The following is a 25,183-nucleotide window of genomic DNA, read 5'->3' on the forward strand; positions in this document are numbered from 1 at the left end:
TTCTGAGTACTTTATTTTTTATTAAAGATTCTAATATTGACTGTACATGAGTACACACATAAAGGTTCTTCCTTTATATCAAGTTTGTTAGGTTCTTTTACTGTTTGGGCATCCAGCCAGACAGCACTTTCCATTTCCGGGTATTCAGACATATTCTGCAGAAAATTACATATCTTACTAAGCTGCTCAATACATATAATCTGGCTGGTGTCTTTACAGAGAAATATAATTGGAAGTACTATAATTCTGCTTTTATCGTAATAAATATCTTCCTGATATCCCTCCCCAAATTGTACATATAATCCGCCGTCTGCTGATAATCCCTCTAAAGAGATTACTGTTGGAAGGTCACAGCCACTCTCTACGGTACTTTTTACCAAATTTATTATTTCAACCTGCGGTTCCATTTCTCACTAACCTCCTTTAGTAATTAAAGCTAAGACTTATCTCTTGTATCATTTAAATAAGCCTATTAACTATATAGAAATCGGGGTATTCATTATCTTTCTTATGAAAAACTGCTTAAATCGGATGATCCTGTATTTATATCTTTTTTATACGTTTTCACTGTCTGCCCATTAGAATTGAGCTTAGGATGAGAATTCTCCTCAAACACTCAGATCCCCGATTTTATCTGAGCTTATGTATATCCTCCAATTTTAATACCGGCTTGCTGGTATGACACTTCTGAATGCTGAAACAATCGCTCCAGGCATTACCTGCTTTACTCTTCCGACTTATCTAAGCCTTTTTTCTTCTGCTGTCACAATAACTCCTTTTCACCAATACAAATGATATTTAGACAGCGTCTAGTATTTTCATCAATTTCTGTGCACAAAAATAAGACGCAGGCCAGGGCGTCTTATTGATAAAAACAGCAGAAATCTGAAATTCTTATCTCTCAAATTTCTACATCCTAATACTATCACAGATATTGTGTGCAATTCTATGCACTGTTTATATTTTAAAATCCTGCAATGCACGATTATGGATATTATGTACCTGACGGTAAGAGTAGCCTAACACTTCACCAACCTCCTCCCATGTCTTATTATGCACATACTTTAGTCTAAGAAGATTCCGTTCCGTCTCATCTTCCATATGCTCTATCTTGTCAATGATATCTGAATACAACTTGATTCTGCGGTATCTGGCCTGTATCAGTTCTTTCGTTTTGCACTCTATCAGAACAACATAATCCGATAGATCCTTTTTTAGATTCCCATGGGGCATCGATACCATAGCATAACTTGGATTCATCTTATGAGTCTGTATCTCCTCAATCTCCTCCTCAATTAATTTTGCTGCTATCACTGCCTGCTTATAAGAATTTAAATACATTTTCTTCTTATCACTGATCGTTTTTTCATCCTCCATGATTTCATCCCCCTTATTGCTTCTTTATCGAACATATGTTCTAATTTTATAATATTGCGATATCCAAGAATTGTCAATAGTCTATTTCTTCTATTTCTCCTTGCAGTTTTCTACACCTTTCGCTATAATAGTCCAGTATGACTAAAAAGGGAGAGAAAGATATGAACAAACAAAAAGACTTTAAACCTTACATTCCGGCTGATCGCATCACGCCGGAGTTCACTGTCACCTCGATTATTATGGGGGTGATACTGGCTGTAGTTTTTGGTGCAGCCAACGCATATCTCGGACTGCGGGTGGGTATGACTGTCTCCGCGTCCATTCCGGCCGCTGTTTTGGCCATGGGTGTTATCCGCGTAATTATGCGCAAAAATTCCATCTTGGAGAGTAACATTGTGCAGACCATTGGTTCGGCGGGAGAGTCTCTGGCCGCTGGAGCCATCTTCACACTGCCGGCTCTGTTTCTCTGGGCCGCAGAGGGTAAGATGGAGACTCCCAGTATTATAGAAATCACTCTGATTGCTCTCTTAGGGGGACTTTTGGGGGTTCTGTTTATGGTACCTCTGCGGAATGCGCTGATCGTCAGGGAACACGGCATCTTACCCTACCCGGAAGGAACTGCATGTGCGGAAGTACTTCTGGCCGGGGAAGAAGGCGGCGCTAACGCCTCCACTGTATTTGCAGGTATGGGGATTGCAGCAGCTTTCAAGTTTATTATTGACGGCCTTAAAATCGTCCCAAGCGAAGTATCTTTAAAAGTTAAAGGTTTCGCAGGGGAGATCGGAACTCAGATCTATCCTGCCGTAATGAGTGTAGGCTATATCTGCGGTCCCAGAATTTCTTCTTACATGTTTGCCGGCGGTCTGGTCAGCTGGCTGGTGCTGATACCTGCCATTGTACTCTTCGGGGCTGACCTCACCTTATACCCTGGAACGGAACCCATCAAAGAAATCTTTGCTGCCAAGGGTGCCAGCGGTATCTGGGGAAGCTATATCCGATACATCGGCGCAGGCGCCCTGGCTGCAGGAGGCATCATAAGCCTTGCCAAATCACTTCCTCTGATTATAAGAACCTTCCGTGATGCCATCAAAGGGATGAAAGGAAGTCAGAACATGGATACCACCCGTACAGGTAGGGATCTGAATTTTGGAATTATCCTGGGCGGCGTAGCGCTGATTACCCTGGCCATCTGGCTGGCACCTCCTATTCCTGTCAGTCTTCTGGGTGCTGTGATTGTAGTAGTATTTGGCTTCTTCTTTGCTACCGTTTCTTCCCGTATGGTAGGTCTGGTGGGAAGCAGCAATAACCCGGTATCCGGTATGGCGATTGCTACGCTTCTTATCGCTACCATTATTCTGAAGTTTACAGGGGACGGCGGCATTCACGGGATGCAGGGGGCAATTGCCATCGGCTCCATTATCTGTATCGTAGCCGCGATTGCAGGGGACACCTCTCAGGACCTGAAAACGGGTTATCTGCTTGGAGCCACTCCGAAAAAGCAGCAGATTGGTGAGTTGATCGGGGTGATTGCCGCAGCCCTTGCCATCGGGGGAGTTCTGTATCTTCTGAACGCCGCGTGGGGCTTTGGCTCTGATCAGCTGGGTGCTCCCCAGGCTATGTTAATGAAAATGATTGTGGAAGGCGTTATGGAAAATAACCTCCCATGGACCCTGGTATTTATCGGAGTGTTTTTGGCTGTTGCCGTGGAGATACTGGGAATTCCCGTACTTCCCTTTGCTATTGGAGTCTACCTGCCGGTACAGTTAAATGCATGTATTATGGTGGGCGGATTAATCCGTCTGGGTCTGGATAAAAAGAAAGAGCAGGATGAGAAAAAGAAAGCTTCAGTTATCAGCGACGGTATTCTGTACTGCTCCGGCATGATTGCCGGAGAAGGACTGGTAGGCATCATTCTCGCGATACTGGCAGTCTTCAACCTGGATGCTGTCATCGATCTCTCCGGTAAGCTTGGCCTGCCCCCTGCTGCAGCCAATATCGGCAGCCTTCTTGTATTTGCGCTGGTAATTCTAAGTGTACTGAAGTTCTCGCTGTGGAGAAAACGTAAAGAGAGAAAATAGATTATGAAAAAGAAAGAAAAAGTGATAAATCAGAATTATCTGGAATATATTCCTGTGAAAAACAACGCTATTCAATGGGAAGAGGATTCGAAAGGCACGATCACCTTATTGGTAGAAAACACTGGTTTTTTTAACCGTGCGGCACAAAAGCTCCTGGCCAAACCAAAGGTAACGCAGATTCACCTGGATAAGCTGGGAAGCTTTGTATGGCCTCTTATCGACGGAGAAACCGATATTATAAGACTGGGAGAGAAGGTAGATGAAGAATTCGGACATGAGGCCGCCCCTCTCTATGAGCGGCTGGCCAAATATTTTCAGATATTAGAAAGCTATCACTTTATAAGTTTCCAAAAACCCTGAATAAAAGAGGATGTGCTGCAGTCAAGGCACATCCTCTTTTTCCTGTTAATCCTTTTTCACCACTGGTACCCATACCTCATAGCTGGCATTCTGGGGATCCGGGCTGATATAAAACTCTATATCCGGCCCGTTGGCGTACTCATACCCGGAGGTGGGAAGCCATTCTGTGGCAATTCTCTGCTCCAGCCTCTGGATGGACTGGGGCATATCTCCTGTCCCGGGGAATACTGCCCAGGTAAAGGCCTCTACCGTATACTCTTCCATTCCCTCCGGAACCGGAGCGGTACTTGGCACTCCGATATAGTATCTCCAGTTATCCTCTGTGCAGCAGGCACTGATTCCCAGCACACCTTTCAGAGAAGTGTTCATAAGCCCCACCAGTCTGGGGATAGTACCATCCTCAGCAGCCTGATTCCACATCCTGGGAATAGACGCAAAGTTCTTCTCAATCTCTTTGTACATGGGCTGTGATACCCCCACTACACGAAATGCCTCTTTCTGCTCAATTCTGTAATTCATCTCATCTGCTCCTTTTACTGTGATTTTGAAGCTGAGCGGAGGGTAGGATTTTAGAGAGACGCCGTCTTCTTTGGCCATAGAAGGGGGAATCCCGTGTATACTCTGAAACGCACGGTTGAAGGCCGTCGGCGAACTGTAGCCGTATTTCAGAGCCACATCTATAATCTTCTCTTCTCTGTTCCTCAGATCCACTGCCGCCAGGGACATACGTCTGCGCCGGATGTATTCTCCAAGAGATACATCTGCCATATACCCAAACATCCTCTGAAAATGATAGACCGAACAGCAGGCTGCCTTCGCAGCTTCTTCATAATCAATCTCGCCCGCCAGATGTTCTTCTATATATTTCATTGCCCCGTTCCATCTCTCGATCCACTCCATAAGCTCAACTCCTTACCGTTAGTATACAGATTTATAAATTACGCGTCCTCTCTTTTTCTGTTCAGTTTTGAGAGCCTCTGCTTTTCAGATACCTTTCCTCAAACTCTTCCGCAGGCATCGGTTTAGCGAAATAATACCCCTGAGCAATATCACAGGATATGGATTTCAGGAATTCTACCTGCTGTTCGGTCTCTACCCCCTCTACCACTGTAGTGATGGACAGATCCCGTGCCAGCTTCATAATATTCTTCATAATCACCTCGCCCCGGCAGCTGTCCTCCTGATTCGACAGGAATTCCTTATCCAGCTTAAGCTCGTCAATGTACAGCTCATTTAGAATATTCAGGGATGAATACCCGCTGCCAAAATCGTCCATAGATACACGAAATCCCATGGTGTGAAGCCGTTCCATTGCCTCTTTAATCTGTTCCAGATGATTCATGGTAACACTCTCCGTTACCTCAAGGATAATCAGAGAGGGGTCCAGATGATATTTATCTACAATCTCATGGAATTTATCCATGTATTCAGAATCATAGAAAAACAGCCTGGACTGGTTGACTGATACGGGCACTGCAGGATAGCCCTTTTCAAGCCAGCTGCTGAGGTATCTGCACGCTTCCTCCAGCATATACATATCCAGTTTTGTAATAAACCCATTCTCTTCGAATATTGGTATAAATTCATCCGGATAGTATACCGTTCCGTCCTTAGCATACCACCGCACCAGGGCCTCTGCGCTGTGTACCTTACCGGTGCCCAGAGCATATTTGGGCTGCAGCACCATGCAGAATTCCCTGTTCTCCAGAGCAGTATACATTTTATTCTCAACTTCACTTTTCTTTCTTGCTTTTTGGTGAAGCACCTCATCATAAAAAGCGATGGCGTTATAGTCATTTCCCTTTACGCTGTTAAGAGCCAGCATAGCACGGTTCATTATGGTATCAATATCTGCGTTCCTCCCGCAGTCCTTTTCCTCAATGACTTTCACTCCAAAGTTGCAGATAATGTGATAACTCTGGTTCTGGCTCAGACTGAAATCACTAATCTGCTTCTGAATCTGCTCCAGACGTTTTACAGCTTCCTCTCTGCCTTTATAATACATAAAGATCCCAAAGCGGTCCGCACTGTCTCTGTAATACCGCTCCCCCTCCTTCATGCTGGATTTCAAAACATCGGCAATATGCTTCAGCAGCCTGTCACCTGTCTCGTAGCCAAAGAATTCGTTGATGAATTTAAATCCACTGATATTAAACAGGACCAGGGCATAGTCTGCAGACCCTCTCAGCAGCCCCGGCAGATCGGCAGTAAACCGGTTCCGGTTTTCTGCACCAGTCAGAGTATCGGTATATGCCAGCTGTTCCATCGTTTCTCTGCTTCTTCGTATCAAACGGTAAATATAGAAAAACAGTACGGCAAACAGCAGAACCATACAGAGCATAACGCTGAGGAATACCCATAGCAGGGTGTTAAAGTTACTATTCAAGAACTTTTGAGGTACCACGCAGTAGATCTGCCAGTCCTTAATTCCTACAGGCACTACCGCCATCCAATAGTCTGTTCCCCCATATCCAATATTGCCAAAAGCCTCTTTCCCCGCCCGCATATCTGCCAGCATCTCTTTTTTGATATCCCCGGGAAATTCCCCTTTTTCAAAAATATTAGATATCTCCTCCTGGATCACCACATGATGAGAACGGATAATGAAGTTCCCATCCTCATCAATGACATGCACATATGCAATTCCCTCAAATATCTTCTGTTCAATTATTTCGGAAAATTTAGAAGAGAGACTCGTAGCCGTCAGGACGCCCGTTATCTCCCCGTTGTGATAAACCGGAACTCCGTAGCAGTTAATAGAGTTATCTGAGAATCTGTCCTTCATTGTATCGGACACTGCCTTGCTGCCTGTAAACGCCTCCCGGACAAATTCTTCGTCTCCCACATATTGGCTGTAATGCTTCGTTCCATCTGTATCTACAAAATAACCAATTCCGTCAGGAGTTACGTATCCCATCCTCAGAAAGCTGTTCCTCCTGCTTTCAGCCTCCAGATATCCCATTACCTGATCCAGATCTGAAATATCCGTTTCTCCTACAAATATAGAGACTGCCTCCAGCGTCTGGAAGTCTCCGTCAATTTTAGTAGTTATAATATTACTGTACTGTGAGACAATCTCTTTCAGGTTCTGCTTTATTTCCTGCTTTTGGGTCTCCTGAATACTGGAATAAATAAATATGCTGATACCAATCAGGATCACGCTTATCAAGGCAACCAGAATACCGGGAATCACAATCTGCTTCTTGAAATTTTGTTGATTCAATCTTCTGCCCTCACATTCCCTCTGGATTATACAGGATAAATAACCAGATTTTCCATGGTACGCTCCATATCAATTGTCAGATAGAGTTCTCCGTCCTTTTTATAGATTTCCTTCACAGCCCACACCTCTGACTCAATAAATGTACGGACATTCTCTATCCGCTCTGACTGGGCTGCCTTTATGATAAAGGGAGACCTTCCTATAGGGATTCCCATCTGAAAATTCTGTTCTCTAACGATTATCATCATATCCCTGTCCCCGGATTCTGCTTCTCCCTCTTCCCAAAGTCTGACTACCGGGATAATTGTCCCCTTATAATTGCACACTCCTGCATAATAATCAGGTAAACACGGAACCTTGGAAATCTGCAGGGAAGAACATATCTCTACTACCTGGAAAAGCTCTATCCCATAATTCCTCCTGTCTCCCGGGATACAAAGTATCTCATCGCTGTGTCCGGATTCCATACACAGTCTCCTTCCTGTTTTTATTAAAGCGTCTTCTTTTCTTCGGTTTTCACGGTTCCCGCATGTATATAGTTGCCGATCAGGATCTCTGTGTCAAGGGCTGTACAGATCTTTCCGTTTCCCATAATACTGCACCCATTGATTCCCGTATGCTGACGGAACCCGCTCCCGAACAGCTGAGGCAGCTGCTTTATCACAATACGCTTCTGCTGATACATGGAATCTACGAGAATGCATCCCTCTCTCTCCGTGCCTCTGACATAAATAATAATCCCCGTGGCAGGGGTCTCTCCTGCAATGTCGTAAACCTTGTGCAGGTCCAGAAAAGGAAGCATTCTGTCCTGAAATAAAATATATTCCAGACCATTTGCCTTCTGAATATTCTTTTTGCTGTCCCCGTAATCCAAAAAGTGAAATACGTGGCGGGCCGGCAGAGAAAAACGGTAATCGCCCACCCGGAACCTGGTGCATTCCATTGTCGCAAGTGTCAAAGGCACTGTGATGGTAAATGTACACCCCTTCCCGGCTTCGCTGTTTATATACAGGTGACCTCCGGCGTCCTCCATAATCTTTTTCACCACATCCAGGCCCACACCTCTGCCTGAATATTCTGTAACCTGAGCATTCGTGGTAAATCCGGGGTGAAGGATAAAGCTCTGAATCTCCTGCGCCGAGTATTCTTCCTCGGGCCTATGAAAGAGGCCTCTCTCCCTGGCTCTCGCCTTTATCTTCTCTTCATCCAGACCCCTGCCGTCATCACTGACGGAAATACGCAGTTCTCCTACCGTATTCCCAACTGTAAAAATAATCTTTCCTTTTCTGCTTTTCCCGGCTTCTGTGCGCTCTTCCGGTGATTCAATCCCATGGTCCACAGCATTGCGGATTAAATGGAGGAGTGCCTCAGCTATATAGTCCACTACACTTTTATCCGCCTCGATATCCCCGCAGTTGATGATAAGTTCTGCCTCTTTTTGTGTGTCTTTGCATATATCCCGAAGAATCTTACGTAAGCTGGGCACAATTCTGGCCACAGGCACCATCCGCATCTGCATGACCGTATGTTCCACTTCGCTGATCAGCCGGTTGATTTGATGGGCCGTTCCCTCTCTGAGTTCATCCAGCCCTTTTTCTCCCAGGTAACTATCCAGCGCCTGCATCTGGATTAATAATTCTCCGGATAAATTCTGAAGTTTGTCTAAACGGTCTGTCTTTACATTAAGGAAATCCGGCTCTTTCGCCTCCCCTTCCTTTTTTACGCCGGCTTTTGCTGTCCCCTTTGCCGCTTCCTCCCGGGAGCATTCCCACATCACCCGGCATTCAGCGACAAACAATCCTTTGCTGAGGACCTGAATTACTTCATCCTTCCTGCTGCTCTGGAAACGGATAAATACTCCGTTATCCCCGATATACCCCGCACTGTCCTTCGATGTCTCCAGATCAGCAGGATACGTTTCCAGATCGGAGCAAAGCCCCTTTATCTGTCTCACCAGCATAAAGGCCCGTACATTTTCCATTCTGCACCCTGATTCGAACAGAATGCGTACTACCGTACCAGCCTTTTGCTTCAGCTCTCCGGGAACAGATACCTCACTGACGGTTTCACAAGCTGCTTCAGGTACTTCCTCCCCGGCGGACACTCTTCGCAGATATGTCTCCGCCCAATTTTGCAGCTCATCCGTGCTCCCGGGTGCATAGTCATCTTCCTGCATTCTGGAGAGCTCTCCTTCTATATAGTCAGAAACAGCAAACAGCAAATCGTACAGTTCCGGTTCTGCCTCTTCTATCTTTCCGTACACCTCCCGGTAGTATCCAAAAAGATCCTCCAGAGTGTGAGCCAATGAGGATAAACTGTTCAGTCCCATCATAGCCGAGGAACCTTTAATGGTATGCATGATACGAAATACGGCATGAATGTCCTCCCCGGAAAATTCATTCTTATCCTCAGCGGAAAACAGTACCCCGCTCAGCTGCTTTGCCAGCTGTCCGGCCTCTGCCAGATATACCTCAAGCATTTCTTTGGTGTCGTCATCAAAATATCCCATATATTCACCACTTATTCTTTTCTCTCATACCAGACACTGCGGTTCTTCCCGTTTCGCTTTCCTTCATAGAGCGCTCTGTCCGCACAGTTGATGCTTTCCTCAATGCCTTCACTCTCATGGTACGCATGGAGTCCAAGGGTCAAAGTACAGGAAAATTCCCCTTCTTCATGAAAGATTTTAAATTTTTCTACCTCTGTGCGGATCTGTTCACTGATCCCATATGCCTCGTCTTCTGTGACTTCAAATAGAACGACCAGGAACTCCTCTCCTCCCCAGCGCACCACCCTGTGCCGGCCGCAGATTCCCTCCAGGATATTTGCAATGCACACCAAGGCCATATCCCCGGCATCATGCCCATAGGTATCGTTAATCACCTTAAAGTCGTCAATATCTGCCAGAATCATCACATTATGGCGTTCTCCCAACTGGCAGCACCTCATATCTTCCATAAGGTCTCCTACGACATATCTTCGGTTATATAAGCCGGTAAGTCCGTCTCTAAATGCCATATAATTCAGCTTTTCCATACTTGAGCGCAGTTCCATATTCTGTCTGTTGAGCTCATCCTTCTGCCGTTTGAGCTGCAGATGCGTGCGTACTCTGGACAAAAGCTCTCCCTGGACAAATGGTTTTTTAATATAGTCACAGGCTCCCATGGCAAAGCCTTTTACCACATCCTCATCCTTATCCTTAGACGTCAGAAATAGTATGGCCGCATCATTATTGTCGGTTTCCTTTAACTGCTCAAATAACTCATAACCATCTGTATCCGGAAGCACCACATCCAAAAGAATCAGATCCGGCTGATACTGTGCCGCCATTTCCAGCGCCTCCTGTCCGCTGTGGGCCTCACAGAGGAAAACAGGCTCCTCTTTTAACGCTATTTCAATCTGTTTGCAGATTAGCAGGCTATCGTCCACAACCAGCACTATCTCTCTGCTTTCTTTCTCCATTTTAAAACCTCCATTGTTATCTACAGCAGAATCTCTTTATGGCGTACCGTTCGCACCCTCAGCTGTCCGTTTTCTGCATAAAATGTAATTGTTCTCCCGTAGTTTTTACCGATATCCTCGCCGGCCACTCGGATTCCTTCTTCCTTGAGAACCCGCTTTACCGTTTCTGTATTCCGGCTGCCGATCTCCCACTTGCTGTTTTTTGTCTCAAACATTTTGGCACCCCCGGCAAGCTTTGCCGTAAGCCGCCTCTTGTCTGCCCCGTGTGAGGTCATAAGACGAATCAGCGCCCTTACCCCTTCATCTGCAAATTTATACGCATTGTCCTGATTCAGAGAGTCCTTTTTGCAGGGAAGAACAACGTGTGCCATACCGGCAAGCCGCCTTGCTCTGTCGTATAAACATATCCCCACACAAGATCCAAGTGCATAGGACACAAGAATCTGTTCCCCCTGGGCAAGCTTTCCCTCACCAATTCCTACGATAATTTTATCCATAGCTTCACTCCCTGAGTGTTCCAATGATTGCTCTCAGAGATTCCATCTCCGGAAGAAATAAGATATGCCCCTTAAAAGAGCAGCTGCCCATATGAAATATATTTTCAATCATAAGCAGCTCGTCGCTGAATACAAGGAAATGCGACAGGGGAATATTCAGAATTGCTCCGCCCATATCGATGCACAGATTAGGCACATCTACATCAATCTTCAGGTTCAAAAGCTGTGACAGTGCTCTTATGTAAGAACCGCACATAATATTCCCCAATTCACAGATAAGGGAGCGCTCTATCTCATCAAGGTTCATCAATTGCCTTGCCTTCTCCCCCAGAATAGTATTCAATATTGAAAAGGTGAAGTCCTCATCCAGAAGAAACAAAAAGATGCCCTGCAGTTCTCCGTGCACTTCTACCAGTATTCCTGTCTGTATCTCCTCTTCTCTCTGAAGAATACCGGCTATCTCCTGGTACTTTATAATCTTAATGCTGGGGGTATCTATCTCCAGGGAATGATTCATCATCTGGGACAGGGAGGTAACCGCATTGCCGGTTCCTATATTTCCCAGTTCCCTTAAAATGTCTTTGTCGTATTCATCCAGTTCTCTGTAATTATTCATCTATGCCCCTCATATGCTATACCTCAAACCTTTCCACCAGCTCTTTTAGAATCTGAGCCTGGGCAGAGAGCTCCTCACTTGCTGCCGCACTCTCCTCAGAGGTAGCGGAGTTGCCCTGCACAATATCTGAAATAAGCTCCACTGTTTTCCGGATCTGAGAGATTGCCTCCGCCTGCTGCACGGATGCCTGGGAGATTTTACTGACCATCCTATTTACCTCCTGTGCTCCGTCCACTGACTTTTTCAGCGTTTTGGCTGTGTCGTTGGCTGCCTCCATCCCTGCATCCACCGCCTCTTTATTCTTCTCGCTCAGCTCTGAGGTAAGCCTGGAAGCACTGGATGTCTTAGATGCCAGTCTTCTCACTTCCCCTGCCACCACAGAAAATCCCTTTCCTGCCTCTCCTGCCCTTGCCGCTTCCACAGCAGCGTTGAGCGCCAAAATATTCGTCTGGAATGCTATATCTTCGATTTCCTTTACAATTCCTGTGATCTCAACAGAATTCTTTTTAATCTGACGGTTATACTCCATCAGATTCATCATCTGTTCATTGCTCTCCATAAGGTAATTCCCCACAGAGTCGGCCAGTTCGCTGGATTTGACCGCGCCGTCTGCATTATCCCTCACCCCGTCTGCGATATCGTTGATGCTGACCGCAAGTTCTTCAATGGAGCTGGCCTGCTCTGATGCCCCCTGGGCCAGCACCTGTGCCCCGTTGGCGATCTGTTCCGCACCCCCAAATACCTGCTCTGCACTATTTCCAATCTGCACGATAGACTCCCGCAGCAGTTCTCCGATCTCATTCATCCCTTCGCTTATGGCTATAAAATCACCCTTAAAGCTGATAGGCGGCCGGTAGTTCAGACGTCCGCTGCCCAGTTCCACTAATCCCTTTCTTATCTCCGATACATATAAGTTTAAAGCAGAGGCAGTATCTCTGATATCATCTGCCAGCTGGCCAAGTTCATCCTTCGACTGATATGTCAGCTCTGTTTTCAGCTGCCCGTTGGCAATGGTGTTTGCCGCTTTTTTTATCTCGTTGACGGGCCTTTGAATACTCTTTGTAATCGTAAGCCAGAGAACGACTGTGATAAGCAAAATAACAGCTGCCATGATTATAAGGAGCGTCAGAATCTGTCTGCTTATCCTTTTTGCCTCTAAGAGGCTTTTGTGTGCATCTTCTGCTGACAGCTCCACAACCTCTCCCAGACACGTCATTACCTTTGCGACCTGAGGCGCATACTCACCGGTATATATGTTCAGGGCATCCTCTCTTCTGTTCTCTTCAATCGCTGCGAGCATAGCATCCCTGGGGGATTTCAGCTGGGAAAACAGGCCCTTGAGTTCCTCCACCTTTTCAGGACCGCTTACATACCCGGTAGCCAGCGCCTCCATGCCTGCTTCTACCTCTTTCACTGTTTCCTTGGTATCCTGAAGATAGGTATCCTTATCCACCAGATTCTCTGTGCCTGCCAGCAGCGACAGATTCTTGGACACCTTCTGCAGATTTGCCATGGCATTCTGTGATGTCTGCACATTGGCAAAGGGCTCATTGTATAACCGATCCATCCGTTCTGCCAGGGTTCTTATGTTAAATAAAGCAATGACCACCGTCAAAACATACATAATAATGATTGCCCCGAAAGCCAGAAGCAATTTTTTTCCTATTTTAAGATTTCTGAATTTTTCCTTCATGTTCTTTTCCTCTTCGCCGTTTCTTAATTCTGCAGACTTGCATTGACTACCCTGATAAACTCTTCCTCTTTAAAGGGCTTTACTATAAAATCAGCCGCTCCGCTGACCAGTGCTTTCTGAATCATCATTTCCTGACCCACAGCTGAACACATGACAATTTTTCCCTGGGGATCTTCCTCTAAAATATCCTCCAGCACCTCTATTCCCGATTTCCCGGGCATCGTAATGTCCAGAAGCACTAAGTCAGGTTTATGCTTCCTGTAAAGCTCATGGCCCTGCTCGCCATCCTCTGCCTCCAGAATATCCGTATAGCCTCCATGCTCCAGATACCTGCGGATAACCTTTCTCATAAACATTGCGTCGTCAACAATTAATATTTTTTTCCCCATTTCCTCTCCTTTGCTTTCTGTAAACCGCAGGAGCCGTCTGCTCCAGCCGTGTCTCATCTCTGCTTAATAATTCAGCATGACCAATCAGCAGGTATCCCCCTGGATGGAGGCTGTTTTCCAATTTTTCTATGAGTGCCTTTCTGGCATCCTTATCAAAATAGATCATAACATTTCTGCACAATATCACATGATATTTTTCAGATGCCGGAAATGTCTGCATCAGATTCTGATACCGGAACATAATATTATATTTCAGTGACTCATTTACCTGAAAGACCTTCTTATCTGCAACTCTGCAGTACTTTTTCTGCCACACAGCCGGGAGACGCTCCAGCTCTCTCAAGGGATACACTCCCTTCTGTGCCTTTTCCAGCACTTCTCTGGAAATGTCTGTTGCCTGCATCCTTACGCTTGGAATCTGCCCTGCCTCTTCCTTATAGTCCTGAAGCAGCATGGCCAGTGTATAGCATTCCTCTCCTGTGGAGCACCCCGCACACCATATATTACAGATTCCATGCTGAATCTCCCGGAACAGCTCCGGAAAGATTTTCTCTTTTAGGATAGTAAAATGTACCGGTTCCCGCATAAAATATGTATAATTAGTGGTCAGCTGATTCACGATCCCCTCTGCCGTCTTTCCCGTCCGGTCTCCTTTCAGCAGTTCCAGATACTCTCCGAAGGAAGAAAGCCCGCGTCTCTGCAGTTCCTTTGTCAGACGGCACTCAATCAGAGTCTTTTTTTTATTCAGATTTATTCCATAGAATTCCCGCATATATGCAACAATCTCTGTAAATTCTTTTTCATTTAGCCTAATCACTTTTCTTTCCCCAGACTCCCTCCATCAGCATAGTTAAACACGAGGGATCTGCCTCTTCCTCTCCAACTGTATCTGCTGGTATTCCAGGCAGCATTTCTCCCCCTGCCTTTATGATAATCCCGCAAGAGTAAGACTTTTTGTCTCCCAACTGATGGTAGACTACCAGACGGCCATGATATACGGAAAGTCCCAGAAGATTCTCCTCTCCTTCCGGAACTGTAAGAATTTCAGGATCTCTGACAATTGCTTCCGTCATTTTCTTTTCAATATAGAAAATCCTTGTACCTGTATTTACCGTTATATAGTCCATACCCCATCCTTTTCTACGCCCCGCCCGGCGGACTGCCGCTGTAATTTATAATCCTTTGATACAGCTGTTCGGGGTTCAGCAGATATCCCAGCACAGCTATTCCGTCATCCCCCCGCAGCTTTGCCACGGCCTGCAGATATTGATTTCTTTCGTTTAGCACCGGGGGATGTAACGAGAGCAGTTCCTCCTCTTTTAGTACACGGAGCCCCAGGATCTCTTCTGCTAAAAGTCCGAACACTGTCCGCCCCGTCTCAAGAATCAGTATATAATCCCATTGTCTTTCTTCCGTTCTGCCTGCTATAACAGGAAAATTAAGAACCCGCATATCCTCTTCTGCCGCTGTCCCCTGTCTTGCATCACATACCCGCTTTACGCCGGAAACCGGGATAAGAAAATTAATATTGTTTGCCGTAAATGCCAGGCAGCACTCCCCTATGTAATCCATTTGAAATCCGCCTTTCCGCTCTTTGCCTATTATACTAATAATACGTTATTATAGGAAAAAACTCAAGTAAACCTGCGGAACTTATTCATTCTGCATCCATTCTAATATCTCGTAGGAAAGAAGAAGGCGGAAACGGACTTTGTGCTCATCCAAGTTCAGTCCCAATATCTTCCTAATCTTTTCCAGACGGTATAGTAACGTACTTCTGTGAATATACAAGCTGCCCGAAGTATGAGCGATATTCCTGTCATTAACAAGGTAACTATAAAGGGTTTTAAAGAACTCTGTACTGTGCTCTTCATCATACAATTTCAGTTTCAGCAGTCCGGGCTCACAGTACATCTGGGGAAGAAGTTTCCTGCTGCCCTGATAAAACAAGTAGGAAAGTACATAATCTTCAAACTTGTACATCCAAAACATAGGGTTTTCCTTTTCTCCCATCTCCAGTGCCGCCAGACATTGCTGATAGTAGAACCGCAGCTCCATAAAGTCATTCCCCAGGCAGCTGATTCCTGCCTTAAATAGGCCTTCCCTCATAAATACCGCAAACCGCTGAAAAAATTCAGTTATATCGCCATTTGTTTTTTCAATGTTTAAGACGATAAAAATACCCTCATGATAGTGAAATGCATAGATACCGGCAAACATATTTTCCAATCTCCGGCAGGTAAAATAAACCGCATGTGTGGAAAAATCCCTGCTGCTTACCAGCAGGCGGATACACAGGAAACGGTCACCTGGCTTCCACTTCTGATATTCCAGACGCCTCTTCAGGGCATTCTCCTCCGTGTGTCCGTGCTGGAGCAGTTCATAGAAAGATTGTTCCAGGTCCCTGGGATCGTCTGACTGCAGAAGGCAGCCCCTCTCCAGGGCTGTCTGCACATGCCCTGCCAGATATTCCAACAGAGGATAATCGCTCTCTCTGAACTCTCTTCCGAGTTCATTTACGCATATCCTTCCCAGAAAGGTTTCCTCCATCCAAAAATTCACATACAGTCCCCGGTATCCAAACTGCTGCCTCGGGAAAATCTGGGCTCCCCGTGTTTTCAGGCTGTCCTGATACTCTCTGGAGACCTTAAACTCATTCATAGTTTCCATCTGAACGGTTTTCTTCCCTGTCTGGGATTCATAATTCCACTTCACCTGCTCAGGCATCTCATTTACACTGGCTATAATCTCAAAGTCACCGTCATGCACAAAAATCGGGTTCTCAAAAATATCCACACTGGCCTGACAGTAGCTCTCAATTCCTTCGTTCCTCCGCAGTGCCTCCGTCAGCGCTTCTTCCCACAGCTGGTACTTGCGGAAGGCCATTAAGAGAGCACAGCATACTTCCTCCCACTGGGCTGTCTCCGGAAGAAGGATCCATCTTTGCGCTTTATCCAAAGTTCCCTGGGGAGTACCCAGGCATATAATACCGCTTCTTTCAGGCAGAGCAGCCGCTTCCAGCTCCGCTGCCCGCCCAAGAATCACAAATTCCTCAGCCAGAGTTCCCATCTTTTTTCCCATGGGTGTAAACCCCAGATATCTCATTTCGTTCCATCCCCTCCCTCTTCTTCCAGACGGTCTGAACTCTGCCAGATTCTCATATATAATTTCCATACTTATTCTCATTGCCCCGCCTCCCCGCGAATATATGTTCTGTATAAAGTATAGGAACTTTTCACAGTAAAGTCAATTTCTTTGTAGAATTTACTTTTCTTCCGCTTTCCCCTTATAATGGGGCCAGATAAAAAATGTACGAAATTTATTAAAGGAGGATTTGCTTATGCTAACAAAACGACAAAATCTGCTGGAAACCATTCAGGGAGGGCATCCCGACCGCTATGTAAACTGCCACGAAGCCTTTGCTTTTATTATTGACCCCATCCTTACACACATAGGCGGCTTTGCCTATACCATGAAGCCGGGGGAAACCGTTATGAACCAGTGGGGCGTCACCGTAACCTTTCCAAAGGGATGTGCCGGCCCCCTCCCTATACACAGCAATGGACTGGCAGCGCTAAAGGATATTACCAAGTGGAGAGAAACCGTCAGAGCTCCCAGGATTGTCTATCCCCCAGAAGTATGGGCAACAGCCAAGGCGCAGGCAGACGCAGTTGATCGTAAAGAGCAGTTCGTGGCCGCTTTTATGGCTCCGGGGATCTTTGAAAAAATAAATTATTTAATGGGAATGGAACCGGCAATGGTCGCTTTTTACGAAGAGCCGGAGGCTATGCATGAATTATTTGATTTTATGGCTGATTGGGAACTGGCATATGCCAAAGAATTGATGAAATATATAAAACCGGACCTTGTCTTCCACCATGATGACTTCGGAACACAGTACTCCTCTTTCTTCTCCCCTGAGATGTTCCAGGAATTTTTCGTTCCGGTTTATAAAAAAGTTTACGGCTACTTCAAAGAACAGGGATGTCTCATTGTACACCATTCAGACAGTTATGTGGCAAATCTGATTCCTTCCATGATAGAAATGGGTATTGATATTCACCAGGGAACCATCCATACCAATAACCTTCCGGAACTGGTTAAAACCTACGGAGGACAGATCTCCTTCATGGGCGGTATTGATAATAGTATCGTTGACAGAGAAGACTGGACCCATGAAAGTATTGCGGCTCAGATCAAAAAGGTCTGCGACGAAATCCCTCCTAAATATTTCCTGCCGTGTACCAGCATGGGAGGACCAGACTGCTCTTATCCTGGCGTCTATGACGCAGTATGTGAAGAGATTGAGAAATATAATAAGAAAAGATTCTCTCTCACATAATGCTGCATTGTGCCCGGAATCCCCCCTGCGGCAGGGCAATCCTGCGGAGTAGGTTCTCAGCCGCAGGGGGGGGGAACCCCATACTCCTCTATCCGTTCAGGACTCAATCCTTCCGGGAAGCTCCCATATAAAGGTACGCGTCCTCCAGTGTTGTCTCAGCCGGTGTACACTCTGTCTCCGGTTTTTCTTTTGCAAGTATCTTCATCTGCAGCCCGTCATTCACATACTGTTTTGCAGAAACATGGTACTTTTTCTCTATTTCTGCTGCCTGGACTCCATCTTTTACCCGGCAGTTCCAGACATGCCCTCTGGCACTGTTCACCAGTTCCTGCACCGTTCCGCTGTAAAGAAAGGTTCCTTTCTTCATCACTGCCAGCTCACTGCAGGTAGCGGCCAGATCCTCCACTACATGGGTGGAAAACAAGACCGTTCTGTCCAGGGAGAAATCCACAAGAAGATTGCGGATGCGGATCCTTTCCTCCGGGTCCAATCCTGTGGTAGGTTCATCAACAATCAAAAACTCCGGTTCATTTAATAAGGCCTGGATAAGCCCCACACGGCGTTTCATTCCACCGGACAGCTGGCGGTTTTTCTTTTTCTGGTGCTCCGTTAAGCTTGTTTTTTCTAAATAGTAGTCTATCCGTTTCCTGCATTCTTTCTTATCAATTCCGGATAATTCCCCCATATACTCCAGGCATTCCCTCACCGTCAGGTTCGGATACAGGTTTAGTTCCTGGGGAAGATAACCGATTTTCTCCTGTATTTTTCTGTAATTTTGTTCCCCATACAGGATCCCATTCATAGTTATTCTGCCCTCTGAGGGCTTCAAGACCGTGACCAAAACACGCATCAAGGTGGTTTTTCCGGCTCCGTTTTCTCCCAGGAGACCGTAAATTCCTCTGGGAATCTCCAGACTTGCATGGTTTACTGCCGTGACTCCGTTTTTGAATGTGACTGTTACATCTTTCATTTTTATACTCATTTCCTCAGCCTCTTTTCTTTATGATATATGGTGTCATTCCAATCATTACTGCTGCCAGTAGTATTCCCAGTGCCTTTCCCCATAGCCAGCCCAGATCCAGGAGCTCCTCTGTTTCCCGGAAGCCATAGGCAAAAATATTGAATACCCCCAGAGTTTTATCTCCAAAGGTGGAGTTGAGCATCATCCACACCGCAAGACAGATACCGATTCCTCCCCATTGGCTGCCCGTCAGATTGGATATTGTCATGGACAGGGTACTCCAGAACAAAATTGTGCCGGTTACGGCAAGCATATACATCCCATACTGGAAGAACAGGGAATTATCTGGCAAAAGCATGGGCTTCTGCCAGAAAAAGAAGAAAAAGCCAATATAGGAAAGCATACAGAGGTATACGTTCTGTATCAGCAGCCTTCTCATGACTGCCTTTGTCCTGTTTCTTTGGGGAAACAGGACAAAGATCTCCCCCCGTCCGGAGCCGCGCTCCATTACATAAGTCTCGGCACAGAATACAACTCCCAGAAGCGCTGCATTGGCATCCAGGGCCCCGCCGATTTCATCCACCAGGGTAATCCCCCTGATTAAGCTTAAAATCACAAAAAACATAATCGAATACACGATTTTATAGGGAGGTATACATATTTTGATCTCCTGTTTCAATAGAACCGCCTCCTTCTCCATATCTCTGCCCCCAGTACGATAAGGAGTACAGCGGCAGCAACTAAAAAAGTCTGATTTAAAAGTGCCATAGGCGGCGGCGCTGTCTCAAAAAACTTTCCCGGAAAACGTACCATAATGGCCAGAGGTCTTCCATAATACCCATATTCTCCGTCCGGCCCTATGCTGCCCATATTGGAATAAATCAAATACAGAAACAAAAGAGGGACTGCCGGAAGCGGGTTTTTAAAGATTAGGGCAGCTGCCCCATAAATGCTGGCAATCATCAGCATATTGGGCAGAATGTAAACAGACGCTGTTTTTATAAAATCTGCCATGCTTACCGGGAAGCCCGCCCTTCTCCCGAAGAATTCACAGAGTCCCCCAAAAAGTATTGTGAGAATCCCCCATACAGCAAGCATAGTGAGGAATCCTCCTCCGATTTTTCCACACACATAAGCCGCAGGACTAATTGGCTTTGTGTGGAGCAGTTCATAGGTATCCTTCTTTGAATCACGGATAAATAAGAACGCTAAAAGCACAGAGGAAAAAAAGCCCATAAACAGCCCGCAGAAATCTGCAAACTTTCGTGAAAAATAATAGGAGAAGGAATGTTCCTCCAGGTTGGAGGCTATATATGCATTGGCCTCCTCATATCCAGCTTTGTGGTATTCTGAGGTCTCATAATAATATTTCACTCCGTATTTTCCGTAAAACTCATACTTTTCTGACAGTTCTGCCTCCATCTCCTCTATGGACAATCCTCTTTGTCTCATATCCTCCAGAATACCGTCAGCCTCCTGTTCCGTAATGCCTTTTGTCTCCGCCAAATCTTTTTTTATCTTTTCGCAGGCCAGTGCCATCTGCTCTTCTTTGGACGAAAGCACATAGCCATCTGTGATATCAGCGTCTCCAATGTTTTCCGGTTTCTGTGCCTCAATGTCTTTTTCCGTTTGGTAATAATGGATTCCCAAATATGGATTCAGTATCTGATACAGTTGAAAGATAATAAATGCCAGGCCAATCCATAAAACAGGATTTTTAAAATAATTTTTCAGTTCTCGTTTGATTATTGCTTTCATATTTCCCCGCCTTTCCTTTTGTTACTTATAGAATAACGGGAATTTCCCAACAAAAAAACAATGCAGGAAAATCTCTTCTGATTCTCCTGCACACAACATTCCGCTCTACTCTCCTGTTCTGAAAACAGCTTTTACCACTGCACCTCCGTCTCTCTGATTCCCTGTCAAAAGCCTTCCCCCATGCTTCTCACAGTACACCCGGCTGATATACATTCCCATGCCGAAGTGCTGGAGATCGTCCTGTGGATTGGAGTGATAGTATGCCTTTGTGACCTGCTCCTGGCTCTCTGTAAATCCACTTCCGTCATCTGATACAGAAATTACCAGTTCTCTCCCCTCTGCCCGGATTTCCACCTGGACCAATCTCTCAGCATATCGGAATGCATTGGATAAAAGATTATCTGTCACCTCCAGTATCACTTCCCGATCAGCTGTTATTTTTTTGTCTGCTGACGTTTGTATGATATGGCTCTCCCTGCCTGCCTCCTTTTGAAGTATCTGTGCAATTCTGAGAATTTCATCTGTAAGGGAGGAGAGCGCGAACTCCCTGCATTCTATCCTGCGCGCCTCAAGTCTGGACAGCTTCTGCATGGTTCCGATAAACTTATCCATGCGCTCGATCTGTTCCATTCCCCCCTGCAGCATCTCCAAAATTTTCTTCTGTTCGAGAATACCCTCGGGAATGAATTCCAGCATCATTTCCTGATATCCTCTGAGAACAGTCAGGGGAGAACGGATATCATGAGCAATGGCAGCACGGAGCGCCTTCTCCTCCTCCACCATATTCCACATATTCCTGTTGTTTTCTGCCAGGGACGCACGCATTTTTTCAAACTCCAGGCACAGCCTCCCCAGTTCATCCCTGCTGGCATAGGTGATCCGAAAATCCAGTTCGTTCTTTCCTATCAGCTCTGATGCGTCTGTCAGTTCTCCCAGGGGTACCTTTATCTTATCCCTGTAAAACAGTATGACAGCTCCAATCATACTAAAAAAGCAGGCTGCCAGGATACTGTAGGTTTCCAGAAAGTCACACAGCTCGGAGTAAAATCCGTCTGTTTTTGTCATTCTGTCTCTGCTGACTCTGGCCACATCAACGGTAAAATTTCCTTCCTCTTTTTGTATGGCCTTCACATATGCATCTTCATCAATATACTTTATCCATATCTGCCGCTGGGCTTGTTCTGCAATCCCCATAACAGCTGCTCCGGCGAGAAATCCCAGGATTAGGCTTACCGTCAGGTACAGTACAATCGTTTTCCTTATAGATAAGTTTCTTATTGTTTCCATCGGTAGCCCATCCCCCAGACTGTTTCTATATATTCTGTCTCTGTATACTGCCCGGTCTTCTTCCGGATACGCCGCACCAGTTCTGTAACCACCCGGCTGTCCCCCTCGCCGTCATATCCGCAGACCTTTTCATAGATCCGCTCCTTGTCAAATACCTGCCCCGGATTCATGGAAAGGAATTCCATAATATCGTACTCCAGCTTTGTAAGCTCCAGATACGTTTCTCCGATCTGCACCCTCTTGGCCGTGTAGTCAATCAGCAGGCCATCTCTGAACCGGTAATCTGGTTTTGCCTTATGCCTTTCTTCACGCTTAAGATGAGCTGTAATTCTGGCTTCCAGTTCTCTTAAGCTGAAGGGCTTCAGGATATAGTCATCGCCCCCGGACAGCAGTCCATTTACCCGATCCTGCTCTTCTGCCTTAGCCGTAAGAAAGATGATCGGACAGGAGATTTTGTCCCGGATCTGCCGGCACACTTCCAGTCCGTCCATCTTCGGCATGTTTACATCCAGCAGCAGAATATCCGGCTGCAGCCGTATTCTCTCCACTGCCTCCCAGCCGTTCTCAGCGGTAATTACGGAATAGCCTTTTATTTCAAAATAATTCCTCAGCATTTTCAGCAGCTCTTTATCGTCATCTACCATCAAAATTTTGTACTCCATGATATCATCACCTCTGATCTAGTATACACCGGAAAAAGCAATAAAAAAACAACAGCCGGAACTGCGTATCGTCTGGATGCAGTTTCTACTCCCAGCGAAAGAACCGGACAGCAATCCCTCCGCAGATCACTGCACACGCGCACATAATAATCACCGGAATTCCCGCAGATTTTATTGGAAGACCAAGGGATGCCGCTTTCAGCAGCTTAATCCCCTGGGTTAAAGGCAGAAGGTTCACTGCCCTCTGGAGGGCCTCAGGCATTACTTCATAGGGAAGGGTTGCCCCTGAAAAAATCAACATTGGGAAATAGAGAATGCTGGCCGCAATGCTGGCTGTTTTCATATCCCTGGAAACCCCGCCCACCATCACACCGATGCTGAACATAGACATCATGACCAAGAGATAAGCCGCCAGAAACATTCCCCAGGATCCCGGCAAGTGCATTCCAAAAAACAAAGCAGAGACGAGAAAAACCAAAATAAGGGACAGCAGAGAATATACTCCATAGACGGCCGCCTGCACCGCCAGAAGAAGCACTGGGCTTGTGGGAGTTACCTGGTAACGCTTCAGGATCTTCTTCTGCCGGTAATCTGAGATGACCAGCGGCAGCCCCATCACACCTCCTGCGCAGACCGCAATGGTAGATATTGCCCCAAAGGACTGTTCCAAAAAGGTATATTCCGCCCCTTCAAAGGCAGGCTTACTCCCATACATGCATCCCAGAATTACAGTCACCGCCACCGGCATGCAGAGAGCGAAAATAACCATATCCATCCCCCGGATGGATAGCGTAAACTCCGTTTTAAGCATAGTAATAAACTTATGCATCCTCTGTCCCCTCCTCTCCGGTAAACCAAAGATAGGCATCCTCCAACCGGCCGCAGCCGCTCTGGGCCATGGCCTCCTCCGCCGTACCGGTGAATATGAATCCACCGTCTTTTAAAATGCCGATTCTGTCACATAGTACCTCTACTTCATCCATAAAATGAGAGGAGAGAAAAATTGTCAGCCCCTGTTCCTTCAGCCTCAGCAGACTTTTCCATACGCTGCGCCGGGCCTTCGTGTCCAGACCAGTGGTAAGTTCATCCAGAAACACTACCTTAGGCTCCGGAATCAGAGCCAGAATTATAAAAAGCCGCTGTTTCTGCCCTCCAGACAATTCCTGGATAAACGCATGCTTCTTATCTCCAAGCGCAAACTGCTCCAGCAGCATTTCCCAGTCTGCCGCCTTCTCATAGAGACAGGCGGTTTCTTCGCACAGCTCCCTCACTTTCATCTTTTCCGGGTAATGTGTCTCCTGGAACTGTACTCCTACCTCTTCAAACAGCTGCTTTCTGTTTTTCCACGGATCTAATCCCATAATGCGGACAGACCCGGAATCCGCCCTGCGGGTACCCAGAATGCACTCAATCATAGTGCTTTTGCCCGCTCCGTTTGCCCCCAGCAGACCGTATACCTCCCCTGCCGCTACAGATAAACTGATGTCTGTAAGTACTTTATTTCCGGCATAAGATTTGCTCAGGCCGGAAATCCGGATTGTTTCATCCATCTCTTTTTACCTCCTTTATTTGAAGTGTATCAAGAGTATCATCTTCCGAAAGTATGGTGTTTTACTGTAGGGTTTCCGCGGTCATATTTTTCATTTTTTCGATCTGACCGGCCACAAAATATGCATTTTCCTTCGCTTCATGCAGAGAGGTGAGAAGTTTGTCACAGGCAGTGATAATATCGTCATCTGTTCCCGGTGTATCAATAGCCTCTCTGATATCAGCCGCAGGATTCGCGGACAATACATGAAGCATTCGCAGAATAGAGGAAAGAGAATAATTTGCACATCGAAGAGAACGGATGAGCTTCAGGCGCTCCATATCCTGGCCCGTATAAATCCGGTATCCGTTTTTTCTGCGTTTTGCAGTAAACAGTCCATTTAGTTCCCAGTTGCGGAGCGTATCTATCGTTACGTGAAGACACTCCGCTGCCTCCTTTCTTGTAAAGGACAGAGAGGGATCAGGAGCACATTCGCTGTTCCCGGAGAGAATATGCTGTGTAATCCTTATTGCTTCTTCCGCATTCTTTATTTCTCTGTCAACTTGTCTGATATACTGTGCTGTCTTTTCTGCAGCAGCTTCGTACTCGCCGGCAGCGGAGGTTTTAATGATATCCACAGCTTTTTTGCGGAGACCGTTTTGAAGAACTTCTACTTTCAGGGCAGCACGGGCCAGCCTGAATTGCTCAATGTGAAGATCCGTGAATACACGGTAGCCGTTAGATCGGCGTTCAGGCCTGGGGATCAGTCCGCAGGCTTCATACAGACGGACGGTGTTCACATGGATGCCTATAATACGGGCAATGTCGTTGGTTTTGTATACGGTTATGGTTGGCACCTCCTTTTTACTTCCTATCCTGTATCCTTATATACTTGGCACGATCGCTGATTTTCACAGGCTTAACTCTGCCGGTCCAGTAGACACTCCTTT

The 25,183-nt window shown here is 46.2% G+C and carries 26 protein-coding genes; 3 read left to right on the plus strand and 23 right to left on the minus strand.

From position 1 onward, the window contains the following. Nucleotides 1-11: 11 nt before the first annotated feature. Nucleotides 12-407 carry a hypothetical protein gene (locus BUA56_RS02705; RefSeq protein WP_072848818.1) on the minus strand — a complete coding sequence of 132 codons (396 nt, stop codon included), beginning with the start codon at nt 405-407 and terminating at the stop codon, nt 12-14. A gap of 550 nt (nt 408-957) precedes the next feature. Beyond that, nucleotides 958-1,377, minus strand: coding sequence for a sigma factor-like helix-turn-helix DNA-binding protein (locus BUA56_RS02710; RefSeq protein WP_072848820.1), 420 nt, complete (start codon nt 1,375-1,377; stop codon nt 958-960). A 161-nt stretch (nt 1,378-1,538) separates the two neighbouring features. On the opposite strand from BUA56_RS02710, the gene BUA56_RS02715 reads away from it, so the two are divergent. After that, nucleotides 1,539-3,455, plus strand: a complete 1,917-nt coding sequence (locus tag BUA56_RS02715) for an OPT family oligopeptide transporter (protein WP_072848822.1) — start codon at nt 1,539-1,541, stop codon at nt 3,453-3,455. A gap of 3 nt (nt 3,456-3,458) precedes the next feature. Beyond that, on the plus strand, nt 3,459-3,815 hold the full coding sequence (locus tag BUA56_RS02720) for a PqqD family protein (RefSeq protein ID WP_072848824.1): 357 nt from the start codon (nt 3,459-3,461) through the stop codon (nt 3,813-3,815). A 45-nt stretch (nt 3,816-3,860) separates the two neighbouring features. Here BUA56_RS02720 and BUA56_RS02725 read toward each other — a convergent pair whose 3' ends face one another. The 13 genes from BUA56_RS02725 to BUA56_RS02785 form a co-directional block, all read right to left on the minus strand. Continuing rightward, a complete protein-coding gene (locus BUA56_RS02725; protein WP_072848826.1) occupies nt 3,861-4,715 on the minus strand; it encodes an AraC family transcriptional regulator in 855 nt (284 codons plus the stop codon). 61 nt (nt 4,716-4,776) lie between these two features. Then, on the minus strand, nt 4,777-7,038 hold the full coding sequence (locus BUA56_RS02730) for a bifunctional diguanylate cyclase/phosphodiesterase (protein ID WP_072848828.1): 2,262 nt from the start codon (nt 7,036-7,038) through the stop codon (nt 4,777-4,779). A 26-nt stretch (nt 7,039-7,064) separates the two neighbouring features. Beyond that, nucleotides 7,065-7,505, minus strand: a complete 441-nt coding sequence (locus BUA56_RS02735; protein WP_072848830.1) for a CheW domain-containing protein — start codon at nt 7,503-7,505, stop codon at nt 7,065-7,067. A 23-nt stretch (nt 7,506-7,528) separates the two neighbouring features. Next, entirely contained in the window at nt 7,529-9,547 is a 2,019-nt protein-coding gene (locus BUA56_RS02740) for a chemotaxis protein CheA (RefSeq protein WP_072848832.1), read from the minus strand. Between the two features lie 11 nt (nt 9,548-9,558). Beyond that, complete coding sequence (locus BUA56_RS02745; protein ID WP_072848834.1) at nt 9,559-10,500, minus strand: diguanylate cyclase; 942 nt, start codon at nt 10,498-10,500, stop codon at nt 9,559-9,561. A 20-nt stretch (nt 10,501-10,520) separates the two neighbouring features. Continuing rightward, on the minus strand, nt 10,521-10,997 hold the full coding sequence (locus tag BUA56_RS02750; protein WP_072848836.1) for a chemotaxis protein CheD: 477 nt from the start codon (nt 10,995-10,997) through the stop codon (nt 10,521-10,523). 4 nt (nt 10,998-11,001) lie between these two features. Next, complete coding sequence (locus BUA56_RS02755; RefSeq protein WP_072848838.1) at nt 11,002-11,613, minus strand: chemotaxis protein CheC; 612 nt, start codon at nt 11,611-11,613, stop codon at nt 11,002-11,004. 16 nt (nt 11,614-11,629) lie between these two features. Further along, nucleotides 11,630-13,306, minus strand: coding sequence for a methyl-accepting chemotaxis protein (locus BUA56_RS02760; protein ID WP_072848840.1), 1,677 nt, complete (start codon nt 13,304-13,306; stop codon nt 11,630-11,632). 23 nt (nt 13,307-13,329) lie between these two features. Continuing rightward, nucleotides 13,330-13,695: a response regulator gene (locus tag BUA56_RS02765; RefSeq protein ID WP_072848842.1), complete on the minus strand. Its 366-nt coding sequence runs from the start codon at nt 13,693-13,695 to the stop codon at nt 13,330-13,332. Then, nucleotides 13,670-14,512, minus strand: a complete 843-nt coding sequence (locus BUA56_RS02770) for a CheR family methyltransferase (RefSeq protein ID WP_072848844.1) — start codon at nt 14,510-14,512, stop codon at nt 13,670-13,672. The genes BUA56_RS02765 and BUA56_RS02770 overlap by 26 nt, the downstream gene beginning before the upstream one ends. Beyond that, nucleotides 14,505-14,822 carry a hypothetical protein gene (locus tag BUA56_RS02775; protein ID WP_072848846.1) on the minus strand — a complete coding sequence of 106 codons (318 nt, stop codon included), beginning with the start codon at nt 14,820-14,822 and terminating at the stop codon, nt 14,505-14,507. The genes BUA56_RS02770 and BUA56_RS02775 overlap by 8 nt, the downstream gene beginning before the upstream one ends. 13 nt (nt 14,823-14,835) lie before the next feature. After that, complete coding sequence (locus BUA56_RS02780) at nt 14,836-15,267, minus strand: chemotaxis protein CheW (RefSeq protein ID WP_072848848.1); 432 nt, start codon at nt 15,265-15,267, stop codon at nt 14,836-14,838. Nucleotides 15,268-15,348: 81 nt separating this feature from the next. After that, nucleotides 15,349-16,881, minus strand: a complete 1,533-nt coding sequence (locus BUA56_RS02785; RefSeq protein WP_072848850.1) for a PucR family transcriptional regulator — start codon at nt 16,879-16,881, stop codon at nt 15,349-15,351. A 154-nt stretch (nt 16,882-17,035) separates the two neighbouring features. On the opposite strand from BUA56_RS02785, the gene BUA56_RS02790 reads away from it, so the two are divergent. Further along, nucleotides 17,036-18,037, plus strand: coding sequence for a uroporphyrinogen decarboxylase family protein (locus BUA56_RS02790; RefSeq protein ID WP_072848852.1), 1,002 nt, complete (start codon nt 17,036-17,038; stop codon nt 18,035-18,037). 103 nt (nt 18,038-18,140) lie between these two features. Here BUA56_RS02790 and BUA56_RS02795 read toward each other — a convergent pair whose 3' ends face one another. The 8 genes from BUA56_RS02795 to BUA56_RS02830 all read right to left on the minus strand — a co-directional run bounded on the left by BUA56_RS02795 (nt 18,141) and on the right by BUA56_RS02830 (nt 25,081). Next, a complete protein-coding gene (locus tag BUA56_RS02795; RefSeq protein ID WP_479724294.1) occupies nt 18,141-19,007 on the minus strand; it encodes an ABC transporter ATP-binding protein in 867 nt (288 codons plus the stop codon). A 16-nt stretch (nt 19,008-19,023) separates the two neighbouring features. Next, nucleotides 19,024-19,677, minus strand: a complete 654-nt coding sequence (locus tag BUA56_RS02800; RefSeq protein ID WP_072848856.1) for a hypothetical protein — start codon at nt 19,675-19,677, stop codon at nt 19,024-19,026. Then, on the minus strand, nt 19,674-20,756 hold the full coding sequence (locus BUA56_RS02805; protein WP_072848858.1) for an ABC transporter permease subunit: 1,083 nt from the start codon (nt 20,754-20,756) through the stop codon (nt 19,674-19,676). Before BUA56_RS02805 ends, BUA56_RS02800 begins: the two co-directional genes overlap by 4 nt. Before the next feature lie 105 nt (nt 20,757-20,861). Next, entirely contained in the window at nt 20,862-22,043 is a 1,182-nt protein-coding gene (locus BUA56_RS02810) for a HAMP domain-containing sensor histidine kinase (protein ID WP_072848860.1), read from the minus strand. Then, nucleotides 22,031-22,705 (minus strand): response regulator transcription factor, encoded by a 675-nt coding sequence (locus BUA56_RS02815; protein WP_072848862.1) that lies wholly within the window; start codon nt 22,703-22,705, stop codon nt 22,031-22,033. Before BUA56_RS02815 ends, BUA56_RS02810 begins: the two co-directional genes overlap by 13 nt. 85 nt (nt 22,706-22,790) lie before the next feature. Further along, complete coding sequence (locus tag BUA56_RS02820) at nt 22,791-23,534, minus strand: ABC transporter permease (RefSeq protein WP_072848864.1); 744 nt, start codon at nt 23,532-23,534, stop codon at nt 22,791-22,793. Beyond that, nucleotides 23,527-24,255, minus strand: a complete 729-nt coding sequence (locus BUA56_RS02825; RefSeq protein ID WP_072848866.1) for an ABC transporter ATP-binding protein — start codon at nt 24,253-24,255, stop codon at nt 23,527-23,529. Before BUA56_RS02825 ends, BUA56_RS02820 begins: the two co-directional genes overlap by 8 nt. Nucleotides 24,256-24,316: 61 nt before the next feature. Continuing rightward, nucleotides 24,317-25,081, minus strand: a complete 765-nt coding sequence (locus tag BUA56_RS02830) for a MerR family transcriptional regulator (protein ID WP_072849327.1) — start codon at nt 25,079-25,081, stop codon at nt 24,317-24,319. Between the last annotated feature and the right edge of the window lie 102 nt (nt 25,082-25,183).

This window comes from Lactonifactor longoviformis DSM 17459 (assembly GCF_900129135.1).
Lineage (GTDB): Bacteria > Bacillota > Clostridia > Lachnospirales > Lachnospiraceae > Lactonifactor > Lactonifactor longoviformis.

What these genes read in the sequence shown, in the direction of transcription:
- BUA56_RS02705 (WP_072848818.1), bottom strand. Translation starts at nt 407, where the DNA reads ATGGAACCGCAGGTTGAAATAATAAATTTGGTAAAAAGTACCGTAGAG.
- BUA56_RS02710 (WP_072848820.1), bottom strand. Translation starts at nt 1,377, where the DNA reads ATGGAGGATGAAAAAACGATCAGTGATAAGAAGAAAATGTATTTAAAT.
- BUA56_RS02715 (WP_072848822.1), top strand. Translation starts at nt 1,539, where the DNA reads ATGAACAAACAAAAAGACTTTAAACCTTACATTCCGGCTGATCGCATC.
- BUA56_RS02720 (WP_072848824.1), top strand. Translation starts at nt 3,459, where the DNA reads ATGAAAAAGAAAGAAAAAGTGATAAATCAGAATTATCTGGAATATATT.
- BUA56_RS02725 (WP_072848826.1), bottom strand. Translation starts at nt 4,715, where the DNA reads ATGGAGTGGATCGAGAGATGGAACGGGGCAATGAAATATATAGAAGAA.
- BUA56_RS02735 (WP_072848830.1), bottom strand. Translation starts at nt 7,505, where the DNA reads ATGGAATCCGGACACAGCGATGAGATACTTTGTATCCCGGGAGACAGG.
- BUA56_RS02740 (WP_072848832.1), bottom strand. Translation starts at nt 9,547, where the DNA reads ATGGGATATTTTGATGACGACACCAAAGAAATGCTTGAGGTATATCTG.
- BUA56_RS02745 (WP_072848834.1), bottom strand. Translation starts at nt 10,500, where the DNA reads ATGGAGAAAGAAAGCAGAGAGATAGTGCTGGTTGTGGACGATAGCCTG.
- BUA56_RS02750 (WP_072848836.1), bottom strand. Translation starts at nt 10,997, where the DNA reads ATGGATAAAATTATCGTAGGAATTGGTGAGGGAAAGCTTGCCCAGGGG.
- BUA56_RS02755 (WP_072848838.1), bottom strand. Translation starts at nt 11,613, where the DNA reads ATGAATAATTACAGAGAACTGGATGAATACGACAAAGACATTTTAAGG.
- BUA56_RS02760 (WP_072848840.1), bottom strand. Translation starts at nt 13,306, where the DNA reads ATGAAGGAAAAATTCAGAAATCTTAAAATAGGAAAAAAATTGCTTCTG.
- BUA56_RS02765 (WP_072848842.1), bottom strand. Translation starts at nt 13,695, where the DNA reads ATGGGGAAAAAAATATTAATTGTTGACGACGCAATGTTTATGAGAAAG.
- BUA56_RS02775 (WP_072848846.1), bottom strand. Translation starts at nt 14,822, where the DNA reads ATGGACTATATAACGGTAAATACAGGTACAAGGATTTTCTATATTGAA.
- BUA56_RS02780 (WP_072848848.1), bottom strand. Translation starts at nt 15,267, where the DNA reads ATGGATTACATAGGGGAGTGCTGCCTGGCATTTACGGCAAACAATATT.
- BUA56_RS02785 (WP_072848850.1), bottom strand. Translation starts at nt 16,881, where the DNA reads ATGAGAATAAGTATGGAAATTATATATGAGAATCTGGCAGAGTTCAGA.
- BUA56_RS02790 (WP_072848852.1), top strand. Translation starts at nt 17,036, where the DNA reads ATGCTAACAAAACGACAAAATCTGCTGGAAACCATTCAGGGAGGGCAT.
- BUA56_RS02795 (WP_479724294.1), bottom strand. Translation starts at nt 19,007, where the DNA reads ATGAAAGATGTAACAGTCACATTCAAAAACGGAGTCACGGCAGTAAAC.
- BUA56_RS02805 (WP_072848858.1), bottom strand. Translation starts at nt 20,756, where the DNA reads ATGAAAGCAATAATCAAACGAGAACTGAAAAATTATTTTAAAAATCCT.
- BUA56_RS02810 (WP_072848860.1), bottom strand. Translation starts at nt 22,043, where the DNA reads ATGGAAACAATAAGAAACTTATCTATAAGGAAAACGATTGTACTGTAC.
- BUA56_RS02815 (WP_072848862.1), bottom strand. Translation starts at nt 22,705, where the DNA reads ATGGAGTACAAAATTTTGATGGTAGATGACGATAAAGAGCTGCTGAAA.
- BUA56_RS02820 (WP_072848864.1), bottom strand. Translation starts at nt 23,534, where the DNA reads ATGCATAAGTTTATTACTATGCTTAAAACGGAGTTTACGCTATCCATC.
- BUA56_RS02825 (WP_072848866.1), bottom strand. Translation starts at nt 24,255, where the DNA reads ATGGATGAAACAATCCGGATTTCCGGCCTGAGCAAATCTTATGCCGGA.